Source organism: Rhizobium bangladeshense (assembly GCF_017357245.1).
GTDB classification, from domain to species: domain Bacteria; phylum Pseudomonadota; class Alphaproteobacteria; order Rhizobiales; family Rhizobiaceae; genus Rhizobium; species Rhizobium bangladeshense.
Genome location: NZ_CP071612.1, coordinates 814,883 through 840,195, shown reverse-complemented (window position 1 = coordinate 840,195; position 25,313 = coordinate 814,883). Strand labels below are relative to the sequence as shown.

General features: G+C 62.5%; 25 protein-coding genes and 1 pseudogene. 13 read left to right on the top strand and 13 right to left on the bottom strand.

The window, feature by feature from the left end:
• Window positions 1–173 precede the first annotated feature (173 nt).
• Window positions 174–611 (top strand): DoxX family protein, encoded by a 438-nt coding sequence (locus J2J98_RS04040; protein ID WP_064710873.1) that lies wholly within the window; start codon window positions 174–176, stop codon window positions 609–611.
• 80 nt (window positions 612–691) lie between these two features.
• Here J2J98_RS04040 and hisG read toward each other — a convergent pair whose 3' ends face one another.
• The 3 genes from hisG to hisS all read right to left on the bottom strand — a co-directional run bounded on the left by hisG (window position 692) and on the right by hisS (window position 4,260).
• Window positions 692–1,387 (bottom strand): ATP phosphoribosyltransferase, encoded by a 696-nt coding sequence (gene hisG, locus J2J98_RS04035; RefSeq protein ID WP_064706245.1) that lies wholly within the window; start codon window positions 1,385–1,387, stop codon window positions 692–694.
• Window positions 1,384–2,505 carry an ATP phosphoribosyltransferase regulatory subunit gene (locus J2J98_RS04030; RefSeq protein WP_138393851.1) on the bottom strand — a complete coding sequence of 374 codons (1,122 nt, stop codon included), beginning with the start codon at window positions 2,503–2,505 and terminating at the stop codon, window positions 1,384–1,386. Before J2J98_RS04030 ends, hisG begins: the two co-directional genes overlap by 4 nt.
• A gap of 231 nt (window positions 2,506–2,736) precedes the next feature.
• Window positions 2,737–4,260, bottom strand: a complete 1,524-nt coding sequence (gene hisS / locus J2J98_RS04025; protein WP_207602401.1) for a histidine--tRNA ligase — start codon at window positions 4,258–4,260, stop codon at window positions 2,737–2,739.
• 128 nt (window positions 4,261–4,388) lie between these two features.
• Between hisS and J2J98_RS04020 the strand changes: the two genes are divergently transcribed.
• Together J2J98_RS04020 and copM are read left to right on the top strand one after the other, a co-directional pair.
• On the top strand, window positions 4,389–5,153 hold the full coding sequence (locus J2J98_RS04020; protein ID WP_207602400.1) for a hypothetical protein: 765 nt from the start codon (window positions 4,389–4,391) through the stop codon (window positions 5,151–5,153).
• Window positions 5,116–5,468, top strand: a pseudogene (copM, locus tag J2J98_RS04015) (CopM family metallochaperone). The gene J2J98_RS04020 and the pseudogene copM overlap by 38 nt, the downstream one beginning before the upstream one ends.
• A 61-nt stretch (window positions 5,469–5,529) precedes the next feature.
• Here the strand turns inward: copM and J2J98_RS04010 are convergent.
• Window positions 5,530–6,579: an aldo/keto reductase gene (locus J2J98_RS04010; RefSeq protein ID WP_138393855.1), complete on the bottom strand. Its 1,050-nt coding sequence runs from the start codon at window positions 6,577–6,579 to the stop codon at window positions 5,530–5,532.
• Between the two features lie 239 nt (window positions 6,580–6,818).
• Here J2J98_RS04010 and J2J98_RS04005 point away from each other — a divergent pair, with 239 nt between their 5' ends.
• Entirely contained in the window at window positions 6,819–7,523 is a 705-nt protein-coding gene (locus tag J2J98_RS04005) for an HAD family hydrolase (protein ID WP_207602399.1), read from the top strand.
• Window positions 7,524–7,534: 11 nt separating this feature from the next.
• Here the strand turns inward: J2J98_RS04005 and J2J98_RS04000 are convergent, their stop codons facing one another.
• Both J2J98_RS04000 and J2J98_RS03995 read right to left on the bottom strand, forming a co-directional pair.
• Window positions 7,535–8,047 carry a hypothetical protein gene (locus J2J98_RS04000; protein ID WP_207602398.1) on the bottom strand — a complete coding sequence of 171 codons (513 nt, stop codon included), beginning with the start codon at window positions 8,045–8,047 and terminating at the stop codon, window positions 7,535–7,537.
• Window positions 8,044–8,673 (bottom strand): DNA-3-methyladenine glycosylase I, encoded by a 630-nt coding sequence (locus J2J98_RS03995; protein WP_207602397.1) that lies wholly within the window; start codon window positions 8,671–8,673, stop codon window positions 8,044–8,046. The genes J2J98_RS04000 and J2J98_RS03995 overlap by 4 nt, the downstream gene beginning before the upstream one ends.
• Before the next feature lie 228 nt (window positions 8,674–8,901).
• Here J2J98_RS03995 and J2J98_RS03990 point away from each other — a divergent pair, with 228 nt between their 5' ends.
• From J2J98_RS03990 to J2J98_RS03980, 3 genes are all read left to right on the top strand, one after another.
• Window positions 8,902–9,648, top strand: a complete 747-nt coding sequence (locus J2J98_RS03990; RefSeq protein WP_207602396.1) for a L,D-transpeptidase — start codon at window positions 8,902–8,904, stop codon at window positions 9,646–9,648.
• 135 nt (window positions 9,649–9,783) lie between these two features.
• Entirely contained in the window at window positions 9,784–10,476 is a 693-nt protein-coding gene (locus J2J98_RS03985; protein ID WP_207602395.1) for a L,D-transpeptidase, read from the top strand.
• Window positions 10,477–10,598: 122 nt separating this feature from the next.
• Window positions 10,599–11,273 (top strand): outer membrane protein, encoded by a 675-nt coding sequence (locus J2J98_RS03980; RefSeq protein WP_207602394.1) that lies wholly within the window; start codon window positions 10,599–10,601, stop codon window positions 11,271–11,273.
• A gap of 23 nt (window positions 11,274–11,296) precedes the next feature.
• On the opposite strand, the gene J2J98_RS03975 is transcribed toward J2J98_RS03980, so the two are convergent.
• The 4 genes from J2J98_RS03975 to J2J98_RS03960 all read right to left on the bottom strand — a co-directional run bounded on the left by J2J98_RS03975 (window position 11,297) and on the right by J2J98_RS03960 (window position 15,819).
• Complete coding sequence (locus tag J2J98_RS03975) at window positions 11,297–11,734, bottom strand: hypothetical protein (protein WP_064706235.1); 438 nt, start codon at window positions 11,732–11,734, stop codon at window positions 11,297–11,299.
• A 46-nt stretch (window positions 11,735–11,780) separates the two neighbouring features.
• Window positions 11,781–13,091, bottom strand: coding sequence for a glycolate oxidase subunit GlcF (glcF, locus tag J2J98_RS03970; protein WP_207602393.1), 1,311 nt, complete (start codon window positions 13,089–13,091; stop codon window positions 11,781–11,783).
• Window positions 13,092–13,183: 92 nt separating this feature from the next.
• On the bottom strand, window positions 13,184–14,383 hold the full coding sequence (gene glcE / locus J2J98_RS03965; protein ID WP_207602392.1) for a glycolate oxidase subunit GlcE: 1,200 nt from the start codon (window positions 14,381–14,383) through the stop codon (window positions 13,184–13,186).
• Entirely contained in the window at window positions 14,380–15,819 is a 1,440-nt protein-coding gene (locus J2J98_RS03960) for an FAD-linked oxidase C-terminal domain-containing protein (protein ID WP_207602391.1), read from the bottom strand. The genes glcE and J2J98_RS03960 overlap by 4 nt, the downstream gene beginning before the upstream one ends.
• 159 nt (window positions 15,820–15,978) lie before the next feature.
• On the opposite strand from J2J98_RS03960, the gene J2J98_RS03955 reads away from it, so the two are divergent.
• A complete protein-coding gene (locus J2J98_RS03955) occupies window positions 15,979–16,875 on the top strand; it encodes a LysR family transcriptional regulator (RefSeq protein ID WP_207602390.1) in 897 nt (298 codons plus the stop codon).
• 16 nt (window positions 16,876–16,891) lie between these two features.
• Here J2J98_RS03955 and J2J98_RS03950 read toward each other — a convergent pair whose 3' ends face one another.
• Both J2J98_RS03950 and J2J98_RS03945 read right to left on the bottom strand, forming a co-directional pair.
• Complete coding sequence (locus J2J98_RS03950) at window positions 16,892–18,049, bottom strand: adenosylhomocysteinase (protein WP_207602389.1); 1,158 nt, start codon at window positions 18,047–18,049, stop codon at window positions 16,892–16,894.
• A 99-nt stretch (window positions 18,050–18,148) separates the two neighbouring features.
• The gene (locus J2J98_RS03945) at window positions 18,149–19,027 is read right to left on the bottom strand and encodes a LysR substrate-binding domain-containing protein (protein ID WP_207602388.1); all 879 of its coding nucleotides are present in this window, start codon (window positions 19,025–19,027) and stop codon (window positions 18,149–18,151) included.
• Between the two features lie 258 nt (window positions 19,028–19,285).
• On the opposite strand from J2J98_RS03945, the gene J2J98_RS03940 reads away from it, so the two are divergent.
• The 5 genes from J2J98_RS03940 to J2J98_RS03920 all read left to right on the top strand — a co-directional run bounded on the left by J2J98_RS03940 (window position 19,286) and on the right by J2J98_RS03920 (window position 24,757).
• Complete coding sequence (locus J2J98_RS03940) at window positions 19,286–19,798, top strand: NUDIX hydrolase (RefSeq protein WP_207602387.1); 513 nt, start codon at window positions 19,286–19,288, stop codon at window positions 19,796–19,798.
• A 63-nt stretch (window positions 19,799–19,861) separates the two neighbouring features.
• Window positions 19,862–21,361 (top strand): inorganic phosphate transporter, encoded by a 1,500-nt coding sequence (locus J2J98_RS03935; protein WP_207602386.1) that lies wholly within the window; start codon window positions 19,862–19,864, stop codon window positions 21,359–21,361.
• A gap of 118 nt (window positions 21,362–21,479) precedes the next feature.
• A complete protein-coding gene (locus J2J98_RS03930; RefSeq protein WP_138393868.1) occupies window positions 21,480–22,217 on the top strand; it encodes a 16S rRNA (uracil(1498)-N(3))-methyltransferase in 738 nt (245 codons plus the stop codon).
• Between the two features lie 146 nt (window positions 22,218–22,363).
• Window positions 22,364–23,737 carry a glutamate--cysteine ligase gene (locus J2J98_RS03925; protein ID WP_207602385.1) on the top strand — a complete coding sequence of 458 codons (1,374 nt, stop codon included), beginning with the start codon at window positions 22,364–22,366 and terminating at the stop codon, window positions 23,735–23,737.
• Between the two features lie 150 nt (window positions 23,738–23,887).
• On the top strand, window positions 23,888–24,757 hold the full coding sequence (locus J2J98_RS03920; protein WP_207602384.1) for a DUF937 domain-containing protein: 870 nt from the start codon (window positions 23,888–23,890) through the stop codon (window positions 24,755–24,757).
• Window positions 24,758–24,843: 86 nt separating this feature from the next.
• Here J2J98_RS03920 and J2J98_RS03915 read toward each other — a convergent pair whose 3' ends face one another.
• A complete protein-coding gene (locus J2J98_RS03915) occupies window positions 24,844–25,143 on the bottom strand; it encodes a DUF1127 domain-containing protein (RefSeq protein WP_207602383.1) in 300 nt (99 codons plus the stop codon).
• Between the last annotated feature and the right edge of the window lie 170 nt (window positions 25,144–25,313).

The following is a 25,313-nucleotide window of genomic DNA, read 5'->3' as shown; positions in this document are numbered from 1 at the left end:
TCAACAAAGGCAAGCGGTGCCTCGCAAGCACATCGTTTCATATTATTGAACGAAGTGTCCGCTTCCGTTTATCTTTCCACAACCGAAGAAAAAAGCGACATAGGAGCCATCCGAGGTCGATACGGTGCCGGGGCACCAAGATCTCCAGAGTCATTCAAACGGAGACAACGTCCATGTCGAACAACGTCATCATCCTGATTGCCCGTGTCCTGCTTTCCTTCATGTTCATCTTCGCCGGCTTCGGCAAAATAACCGATCCGGCTTCGACTGCCGGCATGATCGCCGGTGCAGGCCTGCCGGCTGCCACGGCGCTCACCTATCTCGCCGGCCTCTTCGAACTCGCTGCCGGCCTTGCCGTTCTCGTCGGTTTCCAGGTTCGCATCGTCGGCTGGCTGCTCGCCGTCTTCTGCGTCTTCACCGGCTTCGTCTTCCACTTCTCGCCGATCAACGTTCCGGATTTCCCGGCGGCCGCCAATGCCTGGCTGAACGGCCTGAACTTCGTCAACTTCATGAAGAACATCACGCTCGCCGGCGCCTATATCATGCTCGCCACCAACGGCGCAGGCGCCTATTCGCTCGATGCCCGCCGCGGCGCCTACGCGGTTGCCTAATACAGCAGGTCCTCCTCCCAGACATGCAGAACCCGCCGTCACATCCGACGGCGGGTTTTCTTGTGCCTCGATCGCGGAGTTCAGAGGGCGGTGCGCACGGCCTCGATGATCGCCTGCACGGCCGGCTCATCCGCGTGGCTACCCTTGCAGGCCCGCACGAGGCAAGCCTCTGAATGCAGGATGATCCCGTCCTTGAGAACCTTCAGATGATTGGCGCGCAGCGTGGAGCCGGTGGAGGTGATATCCACGATGATATCGGCCGAACCGGACGCCGGAGCCCCCTCGGTCGCGCCAAGGCTTTCGACGATGCGATAAAGCTGGATGCCGTGCTGGCTCGAAAAGAACTGCTGGGTCAGGCGCCAGTACTTGGTAGCGATGGCAAGGCGCCGGCCGTGGCGGGCGCGGAAATCGGCAGCGACATCGCCGAGATCGGCCATGGTCTCGACATCAAGCCAGATTTCAGGCACCGCGACGACGACATCGGCGTGACCGAAGCCAAGCCGGGCGCAGAATTCGACACGCTTGTCGACCTCGGCAAAACCCTCCCGCATCAGGTCTTCGCCGGTGACGCCGAAATCGACGGTGCCGTTGCCGAGCTCCCGGGAGATTTCAGACGCCGAAAGAAAGGCGATCTCCACATTGTCCCAGCCTTCGACGCGGCCGCGATAGGAGCGGTCGTTGCCGACTGCCGATATCGGCATGCCGGCCCGCTCGAAGATCGCCGAAGCGTCGTCCTTCATCCGGCCCTTGGAGGGAAGCGCAATGGTGATGGTCATGCGGCTGCCCTTTCGGTTTCGATGCGGTCGAGCCAGAAGGAGAAGCCGACGGCAGGAATGCGATCCGTCGCGCCGAGGAAGGTTAAGAGCCGGTCGAAGCGGCCGCCGCCGGCGAGAACAGCGCTCGAGCCTTCCGCGGTGACCTCGAAGACGAGGCCGGTGTAATAATCGAGCGGACGCCCGAAAGCGGCGCGGTAATCAAGGCAGGACAGGTCGACACCGGCATCGGCAAGGGCGCCGACGCGGCCGTTGAAGCGAGACAGCGCATTGCCCAGCTTCAGGCCGGCAGCGTCGGCAAAGCCGGCAAGCGCTGCGGACGCATTGACGAGCGGCACGTGCAGCGACAGGAACTCTTCCAGCACATGGAAGGCGGCGTCGTCGAGGCGTGTTTCCGACAGAATCAGCTTTTCCTTGAGCCGCCGCGCGATCTCCAGCGGCGAACGGCTGGCATTCGTCGAGTAACCCGTCGCCTGCATTTCCTGCTCGATATGGGCGACCAGCGCCGGCTCGTCGTCTGATGCGACAAGCCGGGCAATATCGTCGTCGAGGCCGGTGACGAATTGCGAACTGACGAGGCTGGCCAGCAGCGCCTCCAGCTGCGTCATATTGCCGAAAGCATGGATCAGCCGCTTCTGCCAGCCGAGCGGCAGGCCGAGTGCCTGAACGACCGCCTCGAACACTGCCTGATCGCCAAGCGTCACCGACAGGCGCCGGCCCGGCAGCAGGCGGGCGAGAATGCCGGTGGCGTCACCGATGGCACGGGCGTCGGCGCCCGGTATGTTGATGTCACCGAGATCCTCGATACCGGCCTGATAGAACTCGTTGGCGCCGTCGCGGCGCTGGCGGAAGACCTCGCCGAGATAGGCGTAACGCTTGGGCGTGCCGGTCGCCGTCTCGATGTGGCGCAGACAGACGGGGATGGTGAATTCGGGACGCAGGCAGAGGCTCGCTCCCGTTTCGCTCTCGGTCATGAAGATGCGCCGGCGCAGATCCTCGCCGGCAATATCGAGGAATGGCTCGGCCGGCTGAATGACAGGCGTGTCGATGCGCTCGGCCTTGCGCGCGTCGAACTCCGCCAGCAGGTCAGCGGCGAATTCGGGGAGGTTGATCAGGGGCATGCCGCACTCCAAGTAACAGGCGAGGAGCGTTCCGGAAGTGCCCCCCCTCTGCCCTGCCGGGCATCTCCCCCACAAGGAGGGAGATCGGCAAGACGCACCGGTCTCCTGCTATATTGAGGGTGCGCCAAGTGGCGCTGGCGAACTATGGCGTTTGACGGGGGCAAGAGGCCGCCCCCATTCAATCTCCCCCCTTGTGGGGGAGATGCCCGGCAGGGCAGAGGGGGGTATAGCTCAGACATCGCCGCCCGCTCTCTTCCGATCCTCCGCCTGCGCGGCAAGGATTTCCTGCACCTTGGCGACGAGATCGGCTTCCGTAACCGTCTCCTGCGCCACGCGGGCTTCGCGCCAGCTGGCATTGTCCTCGATCTCGCCGGAAAGCCGCTTGCCCTCGATCAGATCCTTGATCTGGACGACGCCCTGAGCGCGCTCGTCACCACCCTGAATGATGGCGACGGGGCAGCCGCGGCGGTCGGCATATTTCAGCTGGTTGCCGAATTTCTTCCAGTTGCCCTGGAACATCTCGGCGCGGATGCCGGCGGCCCGAAGCTGCTGGGTAAAGCGCTGATAGCGCCCCATCGCCTCGACGTCGCCATCCATCACCGTCACCAGCACCGGCTCTATCACCTCGCTCGCCCCAAGCTTGCCGAGGTTCTTCAGCGCCGTCATCACTCTGGAGACGCCGATCGAAAAGCCGGTCGCCGGGACCGGCTGGCCCATGAAGCGGGAGACCAGTCCGTCGTAACGGCCGCCGCCGCCGACGGAGCCGAAGACGACCTTTTCGCCCTTCTCGTTGGTGACGTCGAAGAGAAGCTCGGCCTCGTAGACCGGGCCGGTATAATATTCGAGGCCGCGCACGACGGAGGGATCGATCTTGATGCGGTCGGAGCCGTAGCCGGCGCTCGTGATGAGCGCACCGATGAAATTCAGCTCCTCGACGCCTTCGGCGCCCTTCGACGTGCCCGCAACGAGATCGGCGAGACGTGCGGCGCTTTCGGCGTAATCCCTGATGCCGACGAAGAACAGCACCTTGTCGATCTGCTCCTGGTCGAGCCCGGCGCCCTTGGTGAAGTCGCCGGATTCATCCTTGCGGCCGGGACCGAGCAGCAGCGCCACGCCTTCCGGGCCGAACTTGTCGAGCTTGTCGATAGCGCGCAGCACGTTGAGCCGCTGGCCCGCCTTGCCGTCGCCGCCGAGGCCGATCGCCTCCAGAACGCCGTCCAGGACCTTGCGGTTGTTGACGCGGATGACATAGTCGCCGCGCTTGATGCCGAGGGCCTCAAGCGTATCGGCCATCATCATGCACATTTCGGCATCGGCCTGGACACCCGGCGCGCCGACCGTATCGGCATCGAACTGCATGAACTGGCGGAAACGGCCGGGACCCGGCTTCTCGTTGCGGAAGACGTAACCGGCGCGATAGGTGCGGTAGGGAAGCTGGATCTCGTTGAAATTCTCGGCGACATGGCGGGCGAGCGGCGCCGTCAGGTCGTAGCGCAGCGACATCCATTGCTCATCATCGTCCTGCAGCGAGAAGACGCCTTCATTCGGCCGGTCGCTGTCGGGCAGAAACTTGCCGAGCGCGTCGGTATACTCGAACAGCGGCGTTTCCACGGGGTCGAAACCATAATGCTCATAGACTTCCCGGATCTTTGCCGTCATCTCGTTGACGGCGCGGATATCGACGGCCGCACGGTCGACGAAGCCGCGCGGCAGGCGGGCCTTGAGCTTTTGCGGTTTCTTCTGCTTGTCGTTCATTTCCGGGAGTTCCGCTGACTATGACAGTGGCGGTGTCCTAGCGGATTGGGCGGGGAGCGGCAAGGGCGAAGGGACTTGATGGCGCTGCCAGAATCGATTGAACAATCAGGCATCTTCAGAATGCGGATATGCTCATGATCACCGAGGCGCTCCTCTATGCCACGACATTGCCGCTGACCGGCAAGCCCCACCGGAAGTTCATCCGCTATTCCGTCAACCTCTGGTCACGGGCCGGGCGCTGCGCCGGCGATTGGGCCGACCACGAGGAGAAGAGCCGCAACGCAATCCGTGCGGCGGCGGCCGGACTGAGGCAGAAGCGGACCGCAGTCGTGCTGGGGTCCGGCCTGTTGCGGGACGTGCCGATCGAAGAGCTGGCGCGCGATTTCGACACGGTGGTGCTCATCGATCTCGTTCATCTCGCCTCGGTGCGGCTGTGGCTTGCGGCGAAGGGCTATCGCAACATTCGGCTGATAGAGCGCGACCTCTCCGGCTATGACGATCTCGCCGCCGGCAGAGAGGTGGAGCCACTCGGCTTCCTGCGTGGCGTGCCCTATCTCGATCTTGTGATTTCCGCCAATCTCCTGTCCCAGATCGGCCGCGGCGTGAAGCGGCGCCATGCAGCCGAGGCGGCCGGTCGAATGCCTGAAGATACGGTGGAGAGACTGATCGCGGCGCATCTCACCGGGCTTTCGGGACTTTCCTGCCAGCACTGCCTTGTGACCGATATCGCCTATGCCGTCATAGACCGCAACGGCAAGACACATGAGGAGGCCGACCTGCTGCACGGCGTCGCCCCGCCGCCGGCAAAAGCTGCCTGGAAATGGCCTGTCGCTCCGCTCGGCGAGGAGAGCAGGGATTACCGGATCGAACACAAGGTCATTGCCGGCTGGTGATCAGGATGCCGGCCCCGTATTTGCCGAAGACAAGCTCATGAGCAAGCCGATGGGCAGCCATGATGCGGCCAGCCAAGCCTTCAGCAAGGCAAATGACAAGATGCACAAGAATATGATGATCGAATAGAGAGGCGATGCCGAAGTCGATTTCGTCCGCAGCATGACCCGCACCATCAGGGCGCAATCGACATGGCCAAGGTCGAGCTCCAATCCGGCAAGGATCCCGAAATCCGCAAGCTCGCCGAATCGGTCATCAAGGCGCAGGAAGCCGAGATCGCGGAGATGAATGCCTGGCTCAAGGCCCACGGGAAGTAATCAGCCATTGCTGAAGGGGATCGCCTGATACGGCAGGCGATCCCCAATCTTCAAACCGACCTCAGTCCTTCGGCTCGAAATCGGCCGGGCGGCGTCCGGCGGCCTGGCGGGCGAGCATCCAGCCCGGATATTCAGGCGCCAGCGCGCTCACCTCGTCGAGCCTCTGCATATCGCCTTCGTCGAGCTTCAGCCCAACGGCGGCAAGGTTCTGGTCGAGTTGATCGACACGCTTGGCGCCGATGATCACCGAGGTGACGAAAGGCTTGGCGAGGATATAGGCCAGCGCGACGGTCGCGACGCTGGCACCATGCTTTTCCGCGATCTCCCGCATGACGGCGACGCAGGCCCAGGCCCTGTCCCTGTCGACGGGCGGAAAATCGAAATTGGCGCGGCGGCCTTCGCCGTTGCCGGGTGCGCCGGGGCCATATTTGCCTGAGAGCAGACCGCCGGCGAGCGGCGACCAGACCATCAGCCCGAGCTTCTCCTCCTGCATCATCGGCACGATGTCCCGTTCGAGATCGCGGCCGGCAATGGAATAATAGGCCTGCACGGTTTCGAAGCGGGCAAAGCCGCGGCGTTCGGAGAGACCGAGCGCCTTGGAAATACGCCAGGCCTGCCAGTTGGAAACGCCGATATAACGCACGAGGCCGCGCGAAACGAGGTCGTCGAAAGCGCGCAGTGTCTCCTCGATCGGCGTCACCGTGTCGGTCGCGTGGATCTGATAGAGGTCGATATGATCGGTCTGCAGGCGCTTGAGGCTCGCCTCCACCGAATCCATGATATGGCCGCGCGAGGCGCCGCGGTCGTTCGGCTTGTCGCCCATGACGCCATAGACCTTGGTGGCGATGACGACGTCCTTGCGCGGCACATCGAGGTTCTTTAGCGCCTGGCCGAGCAGCCTTTCGGACTCGCCGGATGAATAGACGTCGGCCGTGTCGATGAAATTGACGCCTGCTGCAAGCGAGCGCTCGACGATCCGGTCGGCGGCATTCTGGTCGACATCGGCGATGGCGCCCCACATGCTGCCTTCTTTGGCTTCGCCGAAGGTCATCGTGCCCAGGCAGATTTCCGAGACGAAAAGCCCCGTATTTCCGAGTTGGTTGTAACGCATGGTCGAAAAAAATCCTTTGTTTCTGCCGCAAGAGGGACTTGCGGACTCAAGAACTTCATTTTTTGATTATTGGCCTGCGCGCGACAGGCACAGCCGTGGCTGGCTGCTGGGTGAGGCCAATTCGATGTAGTGCGACGGCGGCGTTTTTCAACGCCAGGCCTTGTCGCATCCGAAGCGAACGCCCTTGTCTCGACACAGGCGGCCGATAGATTGCCGGCCATAGTTCAAGAGGTGCACATGTGACGACGCGAGCCCTGACGACGATCGGCTTCGATGCCGACGACACGCTCTGGCAGAACGAACAATATTACCGACTGACGGAAGCTCATTTTACAGAGCTGCTTGCCGATTTCGCCGAAGGTCCGAAGATTTCCGAGCGGCTGCTGGAGGCCGAGAAACGCAACCTTCGCCATTACGGCTTCGGCATCAAAGGCTTCACGCTGTCGATGATCGAGACCGCAATCGAGATCACCGAGGGCAAGGTGCCGGCGAGCGTCATCGCCAAGATCCTCGATACGGGCCGCGACCTCCTCAGCCACCCGGTCGAGACCATGCCGCATGCACGCGAAACGCTGGAAGCGCTCGCCGGCAAATATCTCCTTGTCATGATCACCAAGGGCGATCTCTTCGACCAGGAGCGCAAGCTCGCCCAATCCGGGCTCGGCGACTTCTTCGATGCGGTCGAGATCGTTACCGACAAGACGGCCGTCACCTATCGCCGCATCTTCGCCAAGGTGGGCGACGGGCCCGAGCGGGCGATGATGGTCGGCAACTCGCTGAAATCGGATATTGTGCCGGCGATCGCGGCCGGCAGCTACGGCGTCTTCGTGCCGCACGAACTCACCTGGGTGCTCGAACATGTGGACGAGCCGAGCGAGGCACCGCGTTTCCGCAAGATCGGCCATCTCGGCGAATTGCGCGAGCTGATCGAACGGCTCGCATAGTCGGCCGTGCTTCATTTCGCCTTGGGCGGCGCCTTCGGAAACAGCGACGGAGATTCCGGCTCGGCGGGCGGCTGCGGCTGTGGCTGCTGCGGGGCAACCGCCAGTGGCTCGATCAGGATGCTGAAGGGCGCCCCGAGGCCGCGGCGCGGCGAAACCTTGGAGTAATAGGGACGCAGCAGCCAGGTGGTATTTTCCTTCACCGTCGTCTGGAAGCTCATGCCATCCTCGTCGGTGCCGAAGAAAGCCTCGTCATCCGGTTTCGACAGGTCGAAAATCGCCAGGAAGGCAAACTTGCTCTTGGTGGAAAAATCGATCTTCACGTGCTGACCTGCGCGCACCGGCAACGTGTAGACGCGGCCCTTGCCGAATTTCGTCCATCCCTTGAGCTGCATGGTGACGGCCGGGAACTGCAGCTTCTCCAGCTTCTCGCCGGGATCGAGCTGCGGCGTCTGCGCCATGGCGAAGGCCGGCAAGAAGAACAGGGCAAGGGCAGCGATCGAGATTTTCACGGACAGTTCTTTCATGGTCGAATCAGGACGGCGCGCATCGCCTCCACCTCGGGCCGGCAGAAGCAGCCCTCCAGATGATCGTTGACGAGGCCCATCGCCTGCATGAAGGCATAAACTGTGGTCGGGCCGACAAAGGTCCAGCCGCGTTTCTTCAGATCCTTCGACATGACTACCGATGTCGGCGTCGTCGGATTGGCGACGATGTGGCCACGGTCGACCACCGCCGGCCGCTCGTTGTGACCGGGCTCGTAGCGCCAGAAATAATGGGCGAGCGAGCCGAATTCGTCCCGGAGATCGATTGCGCGCTTGGCGTTGTTGATGGTGGAAACGATCTTACCGCGATGGCGGATAATGCCGGCATCGGCCAGACAGCGGGCGACATCCTTATCGTCGAAGAGGGCAACTTTCTCGAAGTCGAAGCCGGCGAAGGCGGCGCGGAAATTCTCCCGCTTGCGCAGGATGGTCAGCCAGGAAAGGCCGGATTGGAATCCTTCGAGACAGATCTTCTCGAAAAGGCGGATATCATCGGTGACAGGGCGGCCCCATTCCTCGTCATGATATCTGAGATAGTCCGGCAGATTGGCGTGCCAGTGACAGCGGCTCCTACCGTCCTCGCCGATGATGATGCCAGACGTGCTCATGTGCGCTTCATTCTCCGGGATCCGCTTCGTTCTCCGGTCATGATTCCGGCTTTACCATTTGCAAACCGTCTTTCCAAACCGATCGGTAACCCTGACGAAAAGTTTATCCGGCCGGCCGATCTTTCCTGAATCGATCTTTACCAATCGCTGGCGGATAAGGTGGCAGCGTCTCGGCGGGCGGACATATTCCGCCAGCGCATTTTCGGTCATTTGTAGAGAGTTCGTCCGATGATGAAACACCTTGTTCTTGCCGCAGCCTTCTGCGGCATCTTCTCCACGGCCGCCATTGCAGACGACCGCTACGCCACCCGGCCGCCCGTCATCCTCAGTCCCGATCTGACCGCGCCATGGATCAATCAGCTCGGCGGCAAGGTTCGTCCCGTCGTCTACCAGCGGCCGGTCGTCCAGCGGCAGCAGCGCGGGCTTTTCCAGCGCCGCGTCCTGCGCCAGGCGCCGCAGGCAGCGCCACAGACCGTTTCGACGATCAATCCCGGCATACCGGCGATCCGCCATCCGATCGAGCCGCAATACCTGCCGCAGATGGTCGACTACACCACCACGGAAAAGCCAGGCACAATCGTCATCGATACCAACAACCGCTTTCTCTATCTCGTCATGGAAGGCGGCAGGGCGCGGCGCTACGGTGTGGGCGTCGGCAAGCCGGGTTTCGAATGGGCGGGCGTCCACAAGATCACTCGCAAGACGGAATGGCCGAACTGGACGCCTCCTTCCGAGATGATCAGCCGCGAAGCCGCAAAGGGCCACTATCTGCCGGCGCGCATGGACGGCGGCCCGGAAAACCCTCTCGGCGCGCGCGCCATGTATCTCGGCTCGACGCTCTACCGAATCCATGGCACCAATGCGCCCTGGTCGATCGGCAGCGCCGTTTCTTCCGGCTGCATCCGCCTGCGCAACGAGGACGTCGTCGATCTCTACGACCGCGTCAACGTCGGCACCCGCGTCATCGTCATGTAACGGCACACCCTATAGTCTGGAAGCCGCAAGAACACGCGGCTCCACTCCTTAAAATTGCTTTATTAGGCCGTACCGATCTTGAATCGGGCAGAAGATCATGTAGCTTCGGCCGGAGTTGCTTGAGGGGAACCGATCATGATCAAATTGATGCAAGGACTGGCCGCGGCCGGACTTGTCCTGTCCTTGATGTCCACGCCAGCCTTCTCCGAGCCTGCCGGCTCAGCCTCCGATAATACACGGCGGCCGGCCCAGATCGTGCGCGTGGCGCAGATGCCGAAATATGTGAAGCCACAATTCAAGCGCAAGAAAGTGCGCTTGGTGACGACGGAAGCAGTCGGCACCATCATCATCGATACGAACAACAAGTATCTCTACCTCGTCGAAGGCAACAACCGCGCCACCCGATACGGCATCGGCGTCGGCCGCGACGGCTTCGGCTGGTCCGGCATCGTCAAGATCGGCCGCAAGGCCGAATGGCCGAGCTGGACGCCGCCGGCCGAAATGCGCCGCCGTGAGGCCGCCAAGGGCCACATCATTCCCGCTTTCCAGGAAGGCGGTGAGGACAATCCGCTCGGCGCCCGCGCCATGTACCTCTATCAGGGCGGCCGCGACACCATCTTCCGCATCCACGGCACCAACCAGCCCTGGACGATCGGCCTCAACATGTCTTCCGGCTGCATCCGCATGATGAACGCCGACGTGATGCATCTTTATGATCGCGCCGCCGTCGGCGCCAAGGTCATCGTCATCGGTCCCGGCAACAAGCAGGGCAAGGTCGCGTTCGAGGACAAGGGCATCGACGTGCTGCGCACGATGTTCGGCGGCTGAGCAACACTCACGAAAAAACGAAAGGCGCATTTCGACGCGCCTTTTCTTTTCCTTAGACTTTACGGCGGAAAGCTGGCACAGGTGCCTAAGAGTCGACATATTTGCAATATCGGGGATATTCAATGACATATGCGCTGCGTTCCTCCGCCTCCCTGCTTGCGGGCATCGCGCTTTTCACAATCTATTCAGCAGCCTCTGCCTCGGCGGAAGATCTGGAATTCTCCATCTACGGCGGCTATCAGACCGCGCCGCACAGTGGCGTCGACGTCTCGGACGGGACCAGCTTCACCGCCGGCTGGGAAGGCAAGTCCTTCGGCAGCCCGCCCTATTACGGCGCCCGCGTCACCTGGTGGCTCGAGGACTTCAACAAGCCGAACTGGGGTATCTCGCTCGATTTTACCCATGACAAGGTCTATGCGGACGACGACACGCTCGCCAAGGCCGGCTGGTCTCATTTCGAATTCACCGATGGCCTGAACCTGCTCACCGTGAACGGTCTCTATCGTTTCAAGGATCCGGCCCGCCGCTGGACGCCGTATGTCGGCGCCGGTATCGGCGTGAACATTCCGCATGTCGAAGTGATTCGCCCGCAGGGCAAGACCTGGGCTTACGAATTCGGCGGCGTGACGCTGCAGGCGCAGGCCGGCGTCGACTTCAAGGTGACCGAGCGCTGGTCGACCTTCGTCGAATACAAGGGCACCTATTCGCGCGTCGACGTTCCGATCGACAGCGGTGACCGGCTGAAGACCAACATCTTCACCAACGCCGTCAACGTCGGCGTGTCCTTCCACTGGTAATGAATTGAATTTCAGCTGCGGGGCTATTTCGTGCCGCAGCTGACCTTGCCCTCGGCGACGTAGGGTTTCTCACCACCTTCGATCGTCAGGGAATAGGTACCGCTGAAATTCGCGGTCGGCTTGCCGCGCTTGCCGGCGACCACCACCAGATCCAGCGTTGCGCCGCCGGTATCGTCACCACCGCCGTCGAACACTTCCAGGAGCAGCTCGCCATCGCGCGACCAGTGGTTGCTCAGATGATGCGATTCGAACAGACGTTTTGCGAAGGCCGCTTGCGCGGGATCCTTAACGATCAGCGCACCGCGGAAATGGTTGAGCCTGTGGCCGGCATCGCTGGCAAAACCGCTTTCGAGGGTGAAGCGCGCTTGCGCGTCATCGGCGGAACAGAATAGGCGGCTGTCGGCCTGGGCCGCACCTGCCGCACCGAGCAGTCCCGCAAGTACAATCATTCCCCGCCACATCGCCCAACCTCCCGGGAGCGGCCCGAACGGGCCTGCTGCATTCTCTTCAGCCTAACGGCAAACCAGTTAATTTTTCCGGCACAGTGCCGCCATAGGCCCAATCGAGAAGCTCGACGGTATGCAGGATCGGGATATCGGTGCCGGTGGCGATCTGGGTGATACAGCCGATATTGCCGGTGGCGATGATATCGGCCTTGGTGGCTTCGATGTTCTTAACCTTGCGTGCTTTCAGCGCCGCCGAGATCTCCGGCTGCATGATGTTGTAGGTGCCGGCCGAACCGCAACAGAGATGGCCTTCGGCCGGATCGCGCACGGTGAAGCCGGCCGCCTTCAGCAATTGCTTCGGCGCAAGCGTGATGCGCTGGCCGTGCTGCAGCGAACAGGCGGAATGATAGGCGACCGTGATCCCCCTTGGCGTATGGGCAGGCAGGTCGAGGGTCGCCAGATACTCGGTAATGTCCTTTGCCAGCGCCGAGACCCTGGCCGCCTTTGCGGCATAGACGGGGTCGAGGCGCAGCATGTGACCGTAATCCTTGATCGTCGTGCCGCAGCCCGATGCGGTGATGATGATCGCATCGAGGCCCTGGCTCTCGATTTCGCGCGTCCAGATATCGACATTGGTGCGAGCGCTTGCAAGCGCCTGTTCAGCCCGACCCATGTGGTGGACCAATGAACCGCAGCAAACCTCGCCTTGCGGCGCCACGACCTCGACGCCAAGCCGCGTCAGCAGCCGGATCGCCGCCGCATTGATACCGGGATCGAGCACCGGCTGGGCGCAGCCGGACAGGATCGCCACCCGCCCCCGCCGTTCCGTCTCCGGCCGATGCGTGCCGGGTTTTGCGAAGTCTGAAGGCGCGGGGATGCGGCGCGGCGCCAGCGCCAGCATGGCGGCAAAGGATTTCAGCGCCGCCCCCCGCATCAGGCCGGCAAAGGGGCGGCCGAGACGGGCGAGATTGAGCGCCAGGCGGAAACGGCCGGGATAGGGCAGCACGGCCGCGAGAATGGCGCGCGTCAGCCGGTTCATGAACGGCCGTCTGTAAGTCTTTTCGATATGAGCGCGGGCGTGATCGACCAGATGCATATAGTCGACGCCAGAGGGACAGGTGGTCACGCAGGCAAGGCAGGAGAGACAGCGATCGATATGGGTAACGACCTCGGCATCGGCGGGACGGCCGTTTTCCAGCATGTCCTTGATCAGGTAGATGCGGCCACGCGGGCTGTCGAGCTCGTTGCCGAGCGTCACATAGGTGGGACAGGTGGCGGTACAGAAACCGCAATGCACGCATTTGCGCAGGATCTGCTCGGATTCGGCGACATGGGGATCGGCGAGCTGGGCCGGGGTGAAGTTGGTTTGCATCTAACGGAGTCTCGACATTGGGAGGATGTCGTAGATCGTGCGTGGCGTACCGGCCGGAGAGGAGCAACCCATGCATGGATCCATTTCGTTCTTCATGCCATCTTCCCTGGATTGAATATGCCGGCAGGATCGAACTTCTCCTTCACCCGCCGCGACAGCAGCGCGACGGCCTCCGGCTCAGGATGAAAGGCGGCGGTTGCCGCCCTCGCCGCAGCGGATGCGCGGATCAGCGTCGCATGCCCGCCGCCGAGCGCCTTGATGTAGCGGCGGACCGTTTCTGCTTCGGTGCCGGCCTCCATCCGCATCCAGACGAGACCGCCCTGCCAGTCGTAGAAGGCGTCGATGCCGGCTTCCAGGCGGAGTGCGGCGACGAGCTGATGACCGGTGCCGGGGGCGACCGAGACACGCCAGACCGGCCGCGCCGTACCGTCGGCATAGGGTGATACATCACGGATTTCCTGCCAGAGTCTCTGGCTTTCCGGCTCATCCAGCCGCGTCACCGTGGCAAAGGCCGACATCGCCGTCGCAAGCTTTTCGATGCGCACGTCGACCGAACCGGCCAGGCCTTCGACGCGCAGAACCGTCGCCTCGCCCTCGGGCAATTTTCCGGCGAGGAATTTCCAGGCCACGGTCAGCGGCAGATGGGCGGCACCGGAGACCTCGAGCGGCAACGCCATCGCCGCCGCCATGGCATTGGCCGCTTCGGCATCGTTGAGGCCGGAGAGAACCAGCGTCTGTTCGGTTCTCGGGCGTGGCGGCACGCGAAAGGTGAGTTCGGTGAGAAAACCGAGCGTGCCGTGCGAGCCGGCGATCAGCTTGACGAGATCGAGGCCGGTGACATTCTTCATCACCCGGCCTCCGGCCTTGATGATCTCACCCCTGCCGTTGACGAAACGCACGCCGAGCAGGCTGTCGCGGGCGGCTCCCGCAACGAGGCGACGCGGGCCGGAGACATTGGCGGCAAAGACGCCGCCGATGGTCGGCTCGCCTGAGGTGCCCATGACCGGGCGATGATCCATCGGTTCGAAGGCGAGCATCTGGCCGTTTTGCGATAGCGCCGCCTCGACCATGGCAAGCGGCGTGCCCGAGCGAGCGGTCATGACCATTTCGCCGGGATTATAGGCGACGATGCCGTCAAGTCCGGCCGAGCGCAGCCGATCTTCTGATGCAACGGCGTTGCCGAAGCCGGCGCGGCTATTGCCGCCGCAGATGGCGATCGGCCGGCCGCCCTCAGCATGATCGCGGATGATCGCCGCCGCCTCTTCCTCGCTTCCGGGTATCAGATCGATCATGCGGCGGGGCGCCCTTCCAGCGGGAAGACCTTCGACGGGTTCAGCAGCCAGCCGGGATCGAAGGCGGCGCGCACCGCCATCTGTTGGGCGAGATCGGCCTCTGAATACTGGTGGCGCATTAGGTCGCGCTTTTCGATGCCGACGCCATGCTCGCCTGTGAGGCAGCCGCCGGCATCGACGCAGAGCTTGAGGATGTCGTTGCCGGCGGCTTCGGCGCGGGCGGCATCCTCGGGGTCGTTGGCATTGAAGAGGATCAGCGGATGCATGTTGCCGTCGCCGGCATGGAAGACGTTGGCGACTCGCAGGCCGTAGTGATCGACGATCTCCGTGGTCTTCTTCAGCACATGGGAAAGCTGGCTGAGCGGCACGGTGCCGTCCATGCAGATATAGTCGGCGATGCGGCCGGTGGCGCCGAAGGCGGATTTGCGCCCCTTCCAGATCAGCGCCGCTTCCGTGGCCGACTGGCATTCGCGCACGGTCTTCACAGCATGGCGGCGGGCGATCTCGACGATATCCTTCAGGGTGGCGTCCATTTCGGCTTCCGAACCCTCGACCTCGACGATCAGCAACGCGCCGACATCGAGGGGATAGCCGGCATGGGCGAAGGCTTCGCAGATCTCGATCGCCGGCTTGTCCATGAATTCGATGGCAACAGGGATGATTCCGGCGGCGATGACATCGGCGACGCAGGCGCCGGCCTCTTCCGAGCTTTCGAAGCCGAAGAGCACGGGGCGGGCGCCTTCGGGCTTGGCGATCAGCCGCACCGTCGCCTCGGTGACGATGCCGAGCTGGCCTTCGTGACCGCAGACGAGGCCGAGCAGGTCGTAACCGGCCGCGTCCAGCGCCTTGCCGCCGAGCTCGATCACCGTTCCGTCGACCAGCACCATCCTGACGCCGAGCAGATTGTTGGTGGTGACGCCATATTTCAGGCAGTGGGCGCCGCCGGAATTCATGCCGATATTGCCGCCGATCGTGCAGGCGAGCTGCGAGCTCGGATCTGGTGCATAGAAAAACCCGTCCGCGGAGACGCATTCCGAGATGTTCAGATTGGTGACGCCGGCCTGAACCACGGCGACGCGGTTCGGCAGATCGATTTCAAGGATGCGGTTCATCTTCGACAGGCCGAGCACGACGGCATCCTCCTGCGGAATGGCGCCGCCGGAGAGCGAAGTGCCGGCGCCGCGGGGCACGACGGGAATGCCGTAACGGTGGCAATAACGCATGACAGCCGAAACTTCAGCCGTGGTGCGCGGCAGGGCGACGGCGAGCGGCAGGCGGCGATAGGAAACGAAGGCATCGGTCTCGAACGGCACCAGCTCGCGCGCCTCATGAACCAGGCATTCGGGCGGCAGAAGATCGGTGAGATCGGCAATGATCCGGGCGCGGCGCGCCAGCACATCAGCGCGCGGGGCGAGAAACGGAATGGCGTCGGACATGGTGTCCTCTCTGACCCTGACGACCTGAAATCACGGCGGAAAGATGACTGCGCGGCGGGCCGCCAGCCTCTGCCGCCGGTGAACCGGCTTAGCACTTTCCCGAAAGTGGCGCAAATGCTAAGCACTTATGTCAAAAGGGGAAAAAATCACGAAAATCGCATGACCAATCTGGGTGATCTCGAAATCTTTGCCAAGGTCGTTTCAACGGGAAGCATGTCGCTCGCCGGGCGTACGCTCGGCTTTTCGCCCGCGGTCGTCTCCAAACGGATCAAGCGGCTGGAGGACCGGCTCGGCACTCGGCTTCTGCAGCGCACGACGCGGCAGATCTCGCTAACGGAGGCCGGACAGGGTTTTTACGACCGCGTTCTCGGCATTCTCGCAGGGCTCGAGGAGGCCGAATTCTACATTTCCGGCCGCTCGGCGCAAATGCACGGCACACTGAAGGTCTCGGCGCCGACCTCCTTCGGTCGCATGCATATCGCGCCGCATCTGAAGGCGTTCATGCAGGCGCACCCGGAGCTTGCAATCAACCTGGTGCTGACCGATGAATTCAGCGACATCGTCGGCGGCGGCTTCGATCTGGCGATCCGGATTGCGGAACTGACCGATTCCAGCCTCGTCGCCCGGCGGCTGGCGCCCGTGCGCCGGCTGCTCTGCGCCTCGCCCGATTATCTCGCTGTGCATGGCGAGCCCAGGCATATCGACGATCTGAAACACCATCGTTGCCTGCCGGCGCACAATAACGACACCTGGCGACTGAACGGGCCCGACGGCCCCCTCAGTCTGCGGCCGGACGGCATGCTGATCACCAATTCCAGCGAGGTCATCCGCGAGGCTGTCATCGCCGGCCTCGGAATCGCGCTGCGCTCCACCTGGGATATCGGGGAGGAACTCAAGGCCGGTCGCCTGGTGCAGGTTCTGCCCGCCTATGAGGGCTCGCACAATGTCACACTCTCGGCCGTCTATCCCAGCCGACAGTTCCTGCCGGCCAAGGTGCGGCTTTTCATCGACTATCTCACCGAGCTTTACGGGCCTGTGCCCTATTGGGAGCGCTGATGGCTCGGCGCCCGGTTCACCGCGAGAGATCGAGATAGGCGCTGGCGACCATCGCATCGATTTCGGCCGGTACCGGTACGACGCAGGATTCGGCACTGACCTCGCCCCTGGCGATCCGCTCCAGGCAGCGGGCCTGGAGCGTGAAGCCGAGATCCATAGACTCGACCGTGTTGCCGAGCGGCCGCGGCCCGGCGAGATTGGCCATATGACCTCCGCCAAGCACGTGGAAGCAGCGGCCGTCCTTAAGACGGAAGGTCTCGATATGATCGGCCTCGTAGAGTTCGATGCCGACGACATCGGGATGGCTGCGAAAAGCCTCGACGTCGATCTCTTGCGGGAAGTGACCGCCATTCATGAGGATCGCACCGTCCTTGAGGAGCGGCAGGTCGGCAGCCGTGACGATGCCGGCGAAGCCGGTGACCGTGACCAGAATATCGGCCGAACGAATCGCCGCCTCGCGCAGCGGCGTGACAAAACCGTCGAGATGAGCCTCCAACGTCGTCACCGGATCGATATCGACGACGCTGACAATCGAAAAGGCATTGCGGAAACAGGCCGCCGTGCCCTTGCCGCAGGCGCCGTAACCGAAGACCGTCACGCGTTTGCCGTTGGTCGAGCGGTTGGTGAAGCGCAGGTAGCTTTCGAACAGGCTCTGGCCGACGGCATGCCGGTTTTCGGCAAACTGCTTGATCGGGCTGTCATTGATAACGAGGACCGGCACGTTCAGGCGCGTGCGCAGCTGCAGCAGGCGTGTTCGTCCCGAGGTCGTTTCCTCTGTGCCGCCGAGAAGATTGGCGTAAGGCCTTTCCACGGCGATGGCGAAGAGATCACCGCCATTGTCGAGCAGCAGATCCGGCCTTTCTGCGATTACGGCCTCGAGAGTCCGATGGTGAGCGGCTGGATCGGTCGTCTGCGTGGCAAAGACAATGATGCCCTGCGCGCGCAGGAATTCGACCGTCGAGGGCTGGGTGCTGTTGAGGTTGCCTGTGCAGACAAGACGCCCGCCGCCGGCGCGAAGCGTCATCAGCAGCGCCACCGTCTTCGGCTCCAAATGGATGCCGGTGCCGATCGTCAGCCCCTCAAATGGGCGCGTACGCTCGAATTCCGCGGACGTCGCGGTGAGCAGCCGACAGTTGCTGCCGATCCACTCGATGCGGGTGGCCTTCCCTTCCATCGTGTTATCCTCTGCGTCTGATGTCGGAGCATTTCTAGCGGAGCGAAAGCACGCCGAGTATGGACGTTATTCTGGCGGAAGGGCAGAAAATCTGCCATTTCAAACCTCCGCACCACTGTGAAGCAGCCAGGTGGAAAGAGCAGCAAAAGCTGGCCGCCTGGCGTCGAGCGCGCGATAGCAGAGGCTGTAACCTGAGGGCCGGGAGATGAAGCCGTAAGGCGCGACCAACTGTCCACGCTCGAGATCGTCCTCTATCGAAGCGCGCGGCGCAAGCGCGATACCAAGTCCGGAGCGGGCGGCGCTTAGCGCCAGCAGCAGATCCTCGAATTCCTGGCGGCGGCAAAAGTCGACCGGAGGCGTGCCGCTTTCGGCAAACCATTCGTCCCAGAGCTTCGGGACGCTACGGCTGACAAGCATCGTCAGCGCACCCATTGCCGCGGGGTCCTTCGACAGCATCCCAGCAAGCGCAGGTGTGGCGACCGGACCGAACTGGTCCGCCATGAATCGCAGCGCCGTGATCCCTGCAGCCGGCCGGTACTCGCCGCCCATGATCACCGCATCCAACTCAGGGTGCATCTGCAGCGGTTCAGCCACCGTCATCGGTACGATATCGACCGCTATGTCGCCAAGGCTGGCCTGCATGTCCCCAACGCGCGGCATCAGCCACCAGACGGCGAAGGCGGAGGGAACACCAAGGCGAATCCGGCGCGTCCCGACACTTCCGAACTCCAAAGCAGCACGATGCAGGGTATCGAAAGCCACACCTGACGCTTCAGCAAAAGCGCTTGCCTCCCGGGTCGGGACCAGCCTGCGGCCCTCGCGCGTGAAGAGCTTGCGGCCGAAGTGATTCTCGAGCGTCGCGATCTGCTGGCGCACCGCCCCGCGGACGACATTCAGCTCCTCGGCGGCCTTCAGAATGCTGCCGTGACGGCAGACGGCCTCGAAGGCGCGGACGGCATTGAGAGGCGGTAGACGCATGGTGGCATATTCTCAAAAATGATCTGGAACTATTGATCCCACCATTGATTACAAGGCAAGCCGAAGTCATATTGTACACCTGTGCAATATGACGCTTTCGAAACAGGTCTTGCCGGATTTCTGAGCCCGTTCCAGCTCGATGTCCACTAAGTACGATGGTCAACCCGCTTCGGCGTCTGCGGCTTTGGAAAGCGTAAGCATTCCGTGATACAAGTATATGAGTGATTCCTAACAACCGCGGTAAAGGTGACCCGACAATTGACTCTTCTCGCCCGACTGGCTTCCGATGTGCAACTTATGTTCCGGCGTCCGCCGCGGCAGCAATATGGTGCGATCTGCTATCGGGTGAAGAAGAAAAGCGGGGATGTCGAGGTCCTCCTGATGACGAGCCGCGACACCGGCCGCTGGGTCATTCCCAAGGGCTGGCCGATGAACGGAAAGTGCGCCCACGAGGTCGCCGCGCAGGAAGCCCTGGAAGAAGCCGGCGTACGTGGATCGGCCGAGGCGGAAACGCTCGGTTCCTACACCTATCCGAAGGTGCTGCGCGACGGGGTCCAGGTCATCTGCAAGGTGCAGGTCTATGCGCTTGAGGTCACCGAGTTGGCGAAGAACTTCAAGGAAAAGGGCGAGCGCACCATCGAATGGGTCTCGTGCGACGAGGCGGCAAGCCGCGTGCGCGAACCCGAGCTCCGCAACCTCTTACTCGCCTTCAAGCGAGAGATGACCGACAGGCTTTCGGTCAAACCGGCGAAGCAAATCCCGGCGGAATGAATCCTGCCGTCTTGCACTGCTAGGAAAGCAGCGTAGAAGCAGATTCATCCTTCAGGAAAAAGAATGCCGCCACGTCCCGCAGTTCTGACGAAACGCACGCTCGACAAAGACCTCGATAAGATCACCTATGTCGAAGACGCCGCAAAGCATGTTGCGCGACGGCTGGTGGCGCCCGGGCTCGGGCTGATCTTCGTCGGCCTCGCCATGCTCTTTGCAGGCGTCTACGTCTTCGACCGGCCGGGAGCCGTGCTGATCGTGGCGGCAGCGGCCCTTGCCGGCTATATGGCGCTGAACATCGGCGCCAACGACGTGACCAACAATGTCGGTGCGGCCGTCGGTGCACGCGCCATGACGATGGGCCAGGCGCTGGTGATCGCTGCGGTTTTCGAGGTCCTGGGCGCCACGATCGGGGGCGGCGAAGTGGTCAAGACGATTTCCTCCGACATCGTCGACGCCGGCCACGTGTCGCCGGCGGTGCTTGGCTGGATCATGATGGCGGCGCTGACCGCAGCGGCCCTCTGGATCAACCTTGCAACCTGGATGAATGCCCCGGTTTCCACCACACACGCGATCGTCGGCGCAGTGATCGGGGCCGGCATCTCAGCTGTGGGGCCGGAGCCGGTGAACTGGCGGGTGATGTTTGAGATCACTTCGAGCTGGATCACCTCGCCGCTCCTTGGCGGACTGATCGCGGCCGGTCTGCTCTATCTCGTCAAGACTCTCATCATCTATCGCGACGACAAGATCGCGGCGGCGCGGCGCTGGGTGCCGGTGCTGGTCGCGGTGATGGCCGGCGGCTTCATGGCCTATATGGTGCTGCAGCTGTCGCCGGTCGGCAGATTTCCACCCCTCACGGTCGTTCTGATCGGGATCGGGATCGGTCTGGTAAGTTGGCTTGCCGTTCGGCCGCTTGTTCTCGTCCAGGCGCGGGATCTCGAAAACCGCAACAGCTCGCTGCGGGTGTTGTTCCGGTTGCCGCTGATCGGCTCTGCGGCGCTGCTTTCCTTCGCCCATGGCGCAAACGACGTTTCGAACGCGGTCGGGCCGCTTTCGGCAGTCGTCCACTCGGTCGGCATCGGCGGCGACGGCGGCGTGGGCCACCCGCCCCTCTGGGTCATGCTGATCGGCGCCTTCGGCATTTCCGTCGGCCTGCTGCTGTTCGGACCGCGCCTCATCCGCCTCGTTGGCGAGGAGATCACCAAGCTCAACCCGATGCGCGCCTATTGCGTCGCGCTGTCGACCGCTTTCACCGTCATAGTCGCCTCCTGGCTCGGCCTGCCGGTCAGCACCACGCATGTCGCCGTTGGTGCCGTCTTCGGCGTCGGCTTCTTCCGCGAATGGTACACCCGCCATTCCAAGCGCCGCATCGCCTATCTCAGGCGCAAGGCCGAGAGCTGGGAACTCGACGAGCCGGAGGAGCCGAACATTTATGAGCGGCGGCGACGCTATCTCGTGCGCCGCTCGCATTTAATGACGATCGTCGCCGCCTGGATCATCACCGTGCCGGTTTCGGGCGCGCTTGCGGCCATGATTTATTGGGTTATGTTCGCGCTCTTCGTTTAGTGCGCGTCGCGATCTTCGAGATTCGCGTGCTGCGCTTAGGGCTTTATTTTTTCGGATGTCATGATCGCAAGACCTTGCATGATCTTGCGGCATCGACTTCAAGATTTCGAGTTTTTCGATGCGCGCCAATTTCCGCATGCAACGGCTTTTCGTCGACGCGCCGCTTTCGAGTGGCGCCGCCGTGGAAGCAAGTGCCGAACAGTTCAACTATCTCGCCAATGTGCTGAGGATGGAGGATGGCGCGGAAATCCTCATCTTCAACGGCCGTGACGGCGAGTGGAAGGCTGCCCTCTCCTTCCCGACGCGTAAACGCATCCTGCTGACGGCAACCGAGCAGACCAGGCCGCAGCCGGCGCCCTCGGACCTGCATTACCTCTTTGCGCCGCTCAAGGTCGGCCGCATGGATTATCTCGTGCAGAAAGCGGTCGAAATGGGCGCCGGGCTGTTGCAGCCGGTCCTGACCCAGCATGTGCAGGGCAGGATCACCAGCCTCGACAAGCTTCGCGCCAATGTCGTCGAGGCGGCAGAGCAATGCGGCATTCTCGCCATTCCCGATGTGGCCGAGCCGGTACGCCTTTCCGAATTGCTCGACCGCTGGCCAAAAGAGCGTCGCATCATCTACTGCGACGAGGGCGATGCCGGGCAGAATCCTCTGCCGGTGCTGTCGTCGATCCGGGAAAGACATCTCGCCTTGCTGGTCGGGCCGGAAGGCGGCTTTTCGGAAGACGAACGGAAGCGGCTTCGAGGCCTCGATTTCGTCACCGCCATTCCTCTCGGGCCGCGCATCCTTCGCGCCGATACGGCCGCTGTTGCGGCACTTGCTGTGGTCCAGGCGACGGTCGGCGACTGGAGCTGACGGCGAAAACGGGTGGACATGGAAATCGCAGCTATTTTTTTGATGCGTCGTTGAAAGAATTTCACTTGCAACAGACGTGACTTGGGTCCTAATCAGCCTTCCAACTGCCCGGCCCCCTGGGCGCCTTTTGAATACAGGTACCCCGCATGGCCCGCGACACCACCGACCAGACACCGCTCTCTTCGGTTCAGGATCTGACCGATTACATCGCTGCGGGCAGCAAGCCGCGAGAGCGTTTCCGGATCGGCACCGAACACGAGAAGTTCGCCTTCTTCCGCGCCGACAACAGCCCGGTTCCCTATTTCGGGGACGCCAGCATCTCAGCCCTGCTTACCGGCCTGCAGAAGAAGAGTGGCTGGGAGCCGATCATCGACGGCGGCAACATCATCGGCCTTGCCGAACAGAACGGCATGGGCGCGATCTCGATCGAGCCAGGCGGCCAGTTCGAACTGTCAGGCGCGCCGCTGGAGACGATCCATCAGACCTGCAAGGAATCGAACCAGCACCTGGCGACGCTTCGCGAGATCGCCGAGCCGATGGGCATCCGCTTCCTCGGCATCGGCGGCAGCCCGAAGTGGGCCTATGCGGCAACCCCGCAAATGCCGAAGTCGCGCTATGAGATCATGACCCGCTACATGCCGAAGGTCGGCACCAAGGGTCTCGACATGATGTACCGCACCTGCACGATCCAGGTGAATCTCGACTTCTCCTCGGAAGCCGACATGCGCAAGAAGATGCGCGTCTCGATGAAGCTGCAGTCGCTGGCAACCGCGCTCTTTGCATCCTCACCCTTCACCGAGGGCAAGCCGAACGGTCTGCTCTCCTGGCGCGGCGACATCTGGCGCGATGTCGACAACCGGCGCGCCGGCCTGCTCGATTTCACCTTCCGCGACGACTTTGGCTTTCGCGATTACGCCGAATGGGCGCTCGACGTGCCGATGTATTTCATCGTCCGTGACGGGCACTATCACGACTGCACACACGTCACTTTCCGCCAGTTCATGAATGGTGCGCTGAAGGGGGAAGTAGCCGATCCGGCGCCGACGATGGGCGACTGGACCAATCATCTTTCGACACTCTTCCCCGACGTGCGGCTGAAACGTTTCCTGGAAATGCGAGGCGCCGACGGCGGGCCCTGGCGGCGCATCTGCGCATTGCCGGCCTTCTGGGTCGGCCTGCTCTACGACGACGCAGCCCTCGAGGCAGCCGACAAGCTGACGGGGGACTGGAGCTTTGCTGAGATCAGCGCTCTGCGCAATGCCGTTCCGGCCGAAGGACTGAAAGCCGAATTTCGCGGGCATACGCTCTTCGACATGGCGCGCGAGGTGATCGGCATATCAAGGGCCGGCCTGAAGGCGCGCGGCAAGCTGAATGGGGAGGGCCAGGACGAGAGCATCTTCCTGGCGCCGCTCGAGGAGGTACTCGCCAAAAAGGCGACCCTTGCCGAAGACCTGCTCTCCCTCTATCACGGGCGCTGGCACGGCTCGGTGGAGCCGGTCTTCGAGGACTACCAGTACTAGGTGTGCTGTCCCCGTACTCTCCAAGTCGGAAAACTCGCTCCACGCTTTGCCGTAACGGCTTCAAGTTCTTATGGCAAAAAGCCGTTTGCACATTACCTTTTCCGGATATAGTGGCGTTACACGCGTCACGACTCGGGGAAAGGGACTCCGATGCTGCCACTCTTCGACATGATGATGCAGGCGCAGAACGGCGCGGCGATGGAGGCGATCGCCCGGCAATTCAATCTCGCGCAGGAACAGGCGACGAAGGCGATGGCGGCATTGATGCCGGCCTTTTCCGCCGGCCTGAAGCGCAGCACTAGCAATCCCTATGATTTCGTCGGGCTGATGCAGGCCGTTGCCTCCGGCAACTATGCTCGCTATTTCGAGGATATGAGCCGGGCATTCACCCCGGAGGGCATTTCCGACGGCAACAACATCCTTGCCCAGCTCTTCGGCTCCAAAGAGGTTTCGCGGGCGGTCGCCGCCCAGGCGGCACAGATGACCGGGATCGGCCAGGAGATCTACAAGCAAATGCTGCCGGTATTGGCCGACACGCTGATGGGCGGGCTGTTCAAGCAGACGACCGGCCAGATGGCCTCTCCGGTCAACCCCTTCGCTAATACGGCGATGGGCGAGAGCATTCAGAAATGGCTGGAGAGCACCGGCTTTGCACCGAAACCGAAAGCACCGGAACCCAGCGTTTTCGACAATCCGTTCACGCAGGCGATGCAGCTGATGTTTTCAATGCCGAAACAGGAGCCGGCGCCTGCCCCGAACCCCTTTCTTGACAATCCCTTCGCCAAGGCTTTCCAGGAGATGATGGCCGGGCTCGGACAGCAGCCGGCCGCCAAGCAACCGGCCGCCGCCAAGGCGCCTGAGGTGCCGAAGGAAGAGGCGAAGGCCAATGCCGAGAGCTACACCGAAATGCTGAACGCCATGTTCGACAGCGGCCTCGAGGTGCAGAAAAGCTATCAGAGGAACCTGGAAGCGATTTTCGAAACCTCCCGGCCGAAGTCTTCCCCTGACAGCAAGGCATAAAAAACCCGGCGATGGCTTGGGAAAGCCGATCGCCGGGTCAAGCGGCAGGGCTATTGGCTATCACCCTGCGGGGAAACTCGACGCTCCTACTCGTCGAAGGAGCGGAAGAACTGAAGGCGCCAGCGATTGCGCGCCGAACGCGTCAGATGTTCCGACGGGTCCTCGAAAAAGGTCGAGGCCAGGAACGCAGAGGTCAGATCGGCCCTGGTAAGGCCGATATCCCTCAGCTGAGTGTCGTTCAGATCTTGCAGCGCGTTGATCTCCATGCGATTGCGGAACACGCGAAAGAGGGAGGTCAACGGCGAGAGGCCTGCCGCCAGACGCTGGGAAAACGTCGGGGTGAGCTTGCCGCAGTCGAGTTCTAGTGTCCGGTCTGTCATATGCATCGAACTCTCCTTTCTTTCGGGGCACGCAACAACCCACCCCTCCCGCGAGGTCGTACGGGAGGGAGCAGGCTGAATTCGGCTCGGACAGGCAGGTCACCTGTCCTTCACTTTGCTTGATTTGCATCCCGAACATGCCAAAGACCTATTGATCAGTCCAACGAATGTTTCTA

What these genes read in the sequence shown, in the direction of transcription:
- J2J98_RS04030 (WP_138393851.1), bottom strand. Translation starts at nt 2,505, where the DNA reads ATGCCCCTGATCAACCTCCCCGAATTCGCCGCTGACCTGCTGGCGGAG.
- J2J98_RS04040 (WP_064710873.1), top strand. Translation starts at nt 174, where the DNA reads ATGTCGAACAACGTCATCATCCTGATTGCCCGTGTCCTGCTTTCCTTC.
- J2J98_RS03915 (WP_207602383.1), bottom strand. Translation starts at nt 25,143, where the DNA reads ATGCATATGACAGACCGGACACTAGAACTCGACTGCGGCAAGCTCACC.
- J2J98_RS03995 (WP_207602397.1), bottom strand. Translation starts at nt 8,673, where the DNA reads ATGAGCACGTCTGGCATCATCATCGGCGAGGACGGTAGGAGCCGCTGT.
- J2J98_RS04000 (WP_207602398.1), bottom strand. Translation starts at nt 8,047, where the DNA reads ATGAAAGAACTGTCCGTGAAAATCTCGATCGCTGCCCTTGCCCTGTTC.
- J2J98_RS03975 (WP_064706235.1), bottom strand. Translation starts at nt 11,734, where the DNA reads ATGTGGCGGGGAATGATTGTACTTGCGGGACTGCTCGGTGCGGCAGGT.
- J2J98_RS03990 (WP_207602396.1), top strand. Translation starts at nt 8,902, where the DNA reads ATGATGAAACACCTTGTTCTTGCCGCAGCCTTCTGCGGCATCTTCTCC.
- J2J98_RS03950 (WP_207602389.1), bottom strand. Translation starts at nt 18,049, where the DNA reads ATGGAAGGGAAGGCCACCCGCATCGAGTGGATCGGCAGCAACTGTCGG.
- J2J98_RS04010 (WP_138393855.1), bottom strand. Translation starts at nt 6,579, where the DNA reads ATGCGTTACAACCAACTCGGAAATACGGGGCTTTTCGTCTCGGAAATC.
- hisS (WP_207602401.1), bottom strand. Translation starts at nt 4,260, where the DNA reads ATGAACGACAAGCAGAAGAAACCGCAAAAGCTCAAGGCCCGCCTGCCG.
- J2J98_RS03930 (WP_138393868.1), top strand. Translation starts at nt 21,480, where the DNA reads ATGCGCGCCAATTTCCGCATGCAACGGCTTTTCGTCGACGCGCCGCTT.
- J2J98_RS03920 (WP_207602384.1), top strand. Translation starts at nt 23,888, where the DNA reads ATGCTGCCACTCTTCGACATGATGATGCAGGCGCAGAACGGCGCGGCG.
- glcF (WP_207602393.1), bottom strand. Translation starts at nt 13,091, where the DNA reads ATGCAAACCAACTTCACCCCGGCCCAGCTCGCCGATCCCCATGTCGCC.
- glcE (WP_207602392.1), bottom strand. Translation starts at nt 14,383, where the DNA reads ATGATCGATCTGATACCCGGAAGCGAGGAAGAGGCGGCGGCGATCATC.
- J2J98_RS03960 (WP_207602391.1), bottom strand. Translation starts at nt 15,819, where the DNA reads ATGTCCGACGCCATTCCGTTTCTCGCCCCGCGCGCTGATGTGCTGGCG.
- hisG (WP_064706245.1), bottom strand. Translation starts at nt 1,387, where the DNA reads ATGACCATCACCATTGCGCTTCCCTCCAAGGGCCGGATGAAGGACGAC.
- J2J98_RS03955 (WP_207602390.1), top strand. Translation starts at nt 15,979, where the DNA reads ATGACCAATCTGGGTGATCTCGAAATCTTTGCCAAGGTCGTTTCAACG.
- J2J98_RS03985 (WP_207602395.1), top strand. Translation starts at nt 9,784, where the DNA reads ATGATCAAATTGATGCAAGGACTGGCCGCGGCCGGACTTGTCCTGTCC.
- J2J98_RS03925 (WP_207602385.1), top strand. Translation starts at nt 22,364, where the DNA reads ATGGCCCGCGACACCACCGACCAGACACCGCTCTCTTCGGTTCAGGAT.
- J2J98_RS04020 (WP_207602400.1), top strand. Translation starts at nt 4,389, where the DNA reads ATGCTCATGATCACCGAGGCGCTCCTCTATGCCACGACATTGCCGCTG.
- J2J98_RS03935 (WP_207602386.1), top strand. Translation starts at nt 19,862, where the DNA reads ATGCCGCCACGTCCCGCAGTTCTGACGAAACGCACGCTCGACAAAGAC.
- J2J98_RS03945 (WP_207602388.1), bottom strand. Translation starts at nt 19,027, where the DNA reads ATGCGTCTACCGCCTCTCAATGCCGTCCGCGCCTTCGAGGCCGTCTGC.
- J2J98_RS03980 (WP_207602394.1), top strand. Translation starts at nt 10,599, where the DNA reads ATGACATATGCGCTGCGTTCCTCCGCCTCCCTGCTTGCGGGCATCGCG.